The organism is Delftia sp. ZNC0008 (assembly GCF_000799035.1).
In the GTDB taxonomy this organism is placed as follows: domain Bacteria; phylum Pseudomonadota; class Gammaproteobacteria; order Burkholderiales; family Burkholderiaceae_C; genus Comamonas; species Comamonas tsuruhatensis.
Genome location: NZ_JTKZ01000704.1, coordinates 1 through 4,376 on the forward strand (window position 1 = coordinate 1; position 4,376 = coordinate 4,376).

Annotated in this window: 4 protein-coding genes and 1 pseudogene; 4 read left to right on the forward strand and 1 reads right to left on the reverse strand. The window is 66.1% G+C overall.

Translation table 11 applies throughout. The features are described from left to right. The coding region (locus L995_RS22910) for an AAA family ATPase (protein WP_047473832.1) at nucleotides 1-866 on the reverse strand (866 nt) is incomplete at its 3' end. A gap of 42 nt (nucleotides 867-908) precedes the next feature. Here L995_RS22910 and L995_RS22915 point away from each other — a divergent pair. The 4 genes and pseudogenes from L995_RS22915 to L995_RS33375 form a co-directional block, all read left to right on the forward strand. Further along, entirely contained in the window at nucleotides 909-1,862 is a 954-nt protein-coding gene (locus L995_RS22915) for a histone deacetylase family protein (protein ID WP_012204307.1), read from the forward strand. A 17-nt stretch (nucleotides 1,863-1,879) separates the two neighbouring features. Next, nucleotides 1,880-2,689, forward strand: a complete 810-nt coding sequence (locus L995_RS22920; protein WP_016449704.1) for an enoyl-CoA hydratase — start codon at nucleotides 1,880-1,882, stop codon at nucleotides 2,687-2,689. Between the two features lie 92 nt (nucleotides 2,690-2,781). Next, nucleotides 2,782-4,071, forward strand: a complete 1,290-nt coding sequence (locus L995_RS22925) for a mechanosensitive ion channel family protein (protein ID WP_047473831.1) — start codon at nucleotides 2,782-2,784, stop codon at nucleotides 4,069-4,071. A 209-nt stretch (nucleotides 4,072-4,280) separates the two neighbouring features. Beyond that, nucleotides 4,281-4,376, forward strand: a pseudogene (locus L995_RS33375) (electron transfer flavoprotein subunit beta/FixA family protein); the annotation flags it as partial.

Here is a 4,376-nt window from a genome sequence, read left to right on the forward strand (position 1 = left end):
CCGCTGGAGCCTATGGGCACCAGGCGGTGGGCGGCCGTCTGCGGCAGGATGGCCTGCACATCGTCGGGCGCCACGTAGTCGCGCCCCTCCATCAGGGCCACCGCCCTGGCCGCGCGCAGCAGCGCAATGCCCGCGCGAGGCGACAGGCCCTGCACGAACCACTGGCCCGAGCGCGTCGCCTCCAGCAGGTCCTGCACATAGTCGAGCAAGGCATCGCTGGCATGGACCTGCAGCACGGCGGCCTGCAACTGCTGCAGCTCGTCCGTGGCCAGCAGCGGGAGCAGTGCATCGGCCTGGGCGCGCCGGCCATTGCCGGACAGCAGGGAGCGCTCGGCCGCGCGGTCGGGATAGCCCAGGCTGATGCGCATCAGAAAGCGGTCCAGCTGGCTTTCGGGCAGCGGGAAGGTGCCCAGCTGTTCCTGCGGGTTCTGCGTGGCGATCACGAAGAAGGGCTCGGGCAGGCGGTGCGTGCGGCCTTCGGACGAGACCTGGCGCTCTTCCATGGCTTCGAGCAGGGCGCTCTGTGTCTTGGGGCTGGCGCGGTTGATCTCGTCGGCCAGCAGTACCTGGGCGAAAACGGGACCTGGATGGAAGACGAAGGACTCGCTGCTGCGCTCATAGATGGACACGCCGGTGAGGTCGCTGGGCATGAGGTCGGCCGTGAACTGCACGCGCGAGAACTGCAGCCCGAAGCTGTGCGCCAGCGCATGGGCCAGCGTGGTCTTGCCCACGCCGGGAACGTCTTCCAGCAGCAGGTGTCCCCCGGCCAGCAGGCAGGCCACGCTGTCGCGGACCTGAGCCGGCTTCCCTACAACCACCGTGTTAAGCTGATCCAGAAGCGCCTTGATCTTGTGTGTAGCTTGCATGGCGCGACGTTATCCTAAAAAAAACATCGCGGAGACATCACTGTGGGCAAGACGGGTTATTTCACCCATAGGGAGTGCTGGCGGCATGAGATGGGGCCGGGGCACCCAGAGTGCCCGGCCCGGCTGGACGCCATCGAGGACCGGCTGCTGGTGACCGGCGTGGCCGATGCGCTGGAGCGGCACGAGGCCCCCCAGGCCTCGCTGGCCGACATCGAACTGGCCCATGACCGCATGCATGTGGCCGCGCTGCAGGGCCTGACCCAGCGCCTGGTCGAGGAGCAGCAGGCCGGCGGCCCCGAGTACTCCCAGATCGACACCGACACCTCCATCAACAGCCACACCTTCTCGGCCGCGCTGCATGCGGCCGGTGCCGCGCTGGCGGCCACCGATGCGGTGATGGCCGGCGAGCTGGAGAACGCCTTTTGCGCCGTGCGCCCTCCCGGCCACCATGCCACCCGCCACCAGGCCATGGGCTTTTGCTTCTTCAACAACGTGGCCGTGGGCGTGAAGTACGCGCTCAGCCGCCACCACCTCAAGCGCGTGGCCGTGATCGATTTCGACGTGCACCACGGCAATGGCACGGAGGACATCCTCTCCGGCGACGACCGTGTGCTCATGTGCGGCATCTTCCAGCACCCCTTCTATCCCTTCAGCGGCGACCAGCACCCGGCCGCCAACATGGTCAACGTGCCGGTGGCCGCCTATACCAAGGGCATGGACATCCGCGAGATCGTCGAGATGATGTGGATCCCGCGACTGGAGGCCTTCAAGCCCGAGCTGATCTTCATCAGCGCCGGCTTCGACGCCCACCGCGAGGACGACATGGGCCAGCTGGGCATGACCGAGCAGGACTTCACCTGGATCACCTCGCGCATCAAGGACATTGCGCGGCGCTTTTCCAAGGGGCGCATCGTCTCCTGCTTGGAAGGCGGCTACGTGATGGGGCCGCTTGCGCGCAGCGTGGAAGCGCACGTGCGCGTGCTGGCCGACCTTTGAACCCGATCTGGAGCACCATGAACGCGAGCACCCATCCTTCTGAAGCCAGCCCCCTGCTCGACGTGCAGCGCGACGCGCGCGGCGTCGTGCGGCTCACGCTCAACGATCCGCAGCGCTTCAATGCCCTGGGCGAGCAGATGCTCACGCAGCTGCAGCAGGCGCTGGATGATGTGGCGCGTGACGAGTCGGTGCGCGTGGTCGTGCTGGCTGCAGCCGGCAAGGCCTTTTGCGCTGGACACAATCTCAAGGACATGGCGGCCCATCCGCAGCTGGACTACTACCAGAAGCTGTTCGCGCAGTGCAGCCGCATGATGCTGTCCATCCACCGGCTGCCCGTGCCCGTGATCGCGCGCGTGCACGGCATTGCCACGGCGGCGGGCTGCCAGCTCGTGGCCCAGTGCGATCTGGCCGTTGCTGCGCAGGCGGCACGCTTTGCCACCAGTGGCATCCACTATGGCCTGTTCTGTGCCACGCCCAGCGTGCCCTTGGTGCGCAATGTGCCGGCCAAGCAGGCCATGGAGATGCTGCTCACGGGTGACTTCATCGACGCGCAGCAGGCGCTGGACCAGGGCCTGGTCAACCGCGTGGTGGCCGAGGAGGCGCTGGACGATGCGGTGGAGCACTTCGTGCAGTCCATCGTCAGCAAGCCCCGCGCGGCCGTGGCCATGGGCAAGGCCCTGGTCTACCGCCAGCGCGAGATGGGCATCGAGGCGGCCTACCAGCTGGCCGGCCAGACCATGGCCGCCAACATGATGGATGCCGACGCCCAGGAGGGCGCCCAGGCCTTCGCCGCCAAGCGCGAACCGGCCTGGAAGACGGGCCGCTGACCGACCTGCATGTAGGCCCCGGTCCGGTTGGCCTGTCCTGGATCTGCGCGATGATGGCGGCCTGCGCCCTTGCGGCGGAACGGCCCTGATCCATGGACATCTTCGACAAGCTCATCAACGACTTCCAAAGCTCCAGCGCCTGGCTGGAGTTCTCCGTTCTCATCGGCTGCCTGCTGCTGGCCTACGGCGCCATGCGCGGCCTGCATGCGCGCTATGGCCATCTGAACGATGGCAAGCCCTCCGTATGGATTGGCCGCCATGCGCTCGACGGCGCACTGTTCCCGCTGCTGGCGCTGGTGCTGGTCTTCACCAGCCAGGAGATCCTGGCGCGGTTTTCCACGGTGTTCTGGCTGCGCGTGGCCGTGTCGCTGCTGGTGTCCCTGTCGGTGATCCGCTTCGTGGCGCGGGTGCTCAGCCGGACCTTCCCCCACTCCACCGTGGTGCGCCTGATCGAGCGCATCTTCTCCTGGCTGGCCTGGGGCGCGGCCGTGCTGCACAGCATCGGCCTGCTGCCGCAGGTCATGGAGGAGCTGGAGGCCCTGCAGTTCAACATCGGCAAGACGCCGGTCAGCCTGCTCAACCTGATCGAGGGCACGCTGTCGGCGGGCCTGATGATGGTGGCCGTGCTCTGGCTGTCCACGCTGTTCGAGCAGAAGGTCATCAACCAGTGGGTCAGCGACCTGTCCATGCGCAAGGTGGCCATGAACATCACGCGCAGCGTGCTGATCCTGGCGGGCCTGCTGGTCTCGCTGTCCATGGTGGGCGTGGACCTGACGGCGCTGTCCGTCATGGGCGGCGCCATCGGCGTGGGCCTGGGTTTCGGCATGCAGAAGATCGCCTCCAACTACGTCAGCGGCTTTCTGGTGCTGATCGAGCGTGCGCTGCGCATCGGCGACAACGTGCGCGTGGACGGCTTCGAGGGCCGCATCACCGACATCCGCACGCGCTACACCATCATCCGCGCGCTCAACGGCCGCGAATCCATCGTGCCCAACGAGACGCTGATCACCCAGCGTGTGGAGAACCTCACCGGATTCGACGTCAAGTTCGGCCTGTCCACCAACATCGTCGTGGGCATGGACAGCGATGTGGAGCAGGTGCGCGGCATCCTGCTCGAAGCCGCAGCCGCGCAGCCGCGCGTGCTCAAGACGCCCGCGCCTTCGGTGGCTCTGGTCGACTTTGTGGAGCAGGGCCTGCAGTTCAGTCTCAGCTACTACATCAACGACCCGCAAAATGGCCAGGGAAATGTGCGCTCCGAGGTCAACCTCGCCGTGCTGCGCTGCCTGCGTGCCGCAGGCGTGAGCCTGCCGGTCCCCAGGCAGGTGGTACAGATCACCGAACGCGTGGGCGTGGCGGCCCAGGCAGCAGAGAAAAGCAGCTAGGATTATTCCTAGGTGCATACCCTGAGTTCAGGCTGTTCCCCTGCAGGAAATCTCAAGGGTCGTGCTTAAAATGGCACGATCGTTCTTTTTTGTGAGCGCGCATGCGGCCCTCGGCCGTCAGGGAAACCTGCCTCAGCTGCTGCAGCGCCGCATACAATGATTTCGGTTTACGTAAACGTCAATCTATCAATCAATCAGGAGCCGCTGCAATGAAGGTTTTGGTCCCGGTCAAGCGCGTGGTGGACTACAACGTGAAGGTCCGCGTGAAGTCGGACGGCACGGGCGTGGACATCGCCAACGTCAAG

What these genes read in the sequence shown, in the direction of transcription:
- L995_RS22920 (WP_016449704.1), top strand. Translation starts at nt 1,880, where the DNA reads ATGAACGCGAGCACCCATCCTTCTGAAGCCAGCCCCCTGCTCGACGTG.
- L995_RS22925 (WP_047473831.1), top strand. Translation starts at nt 2,782, where the DNA reads ATGGACATCTTCGACAAGCTCATCAACGACTTCCAAAGCTCCAGCGCC.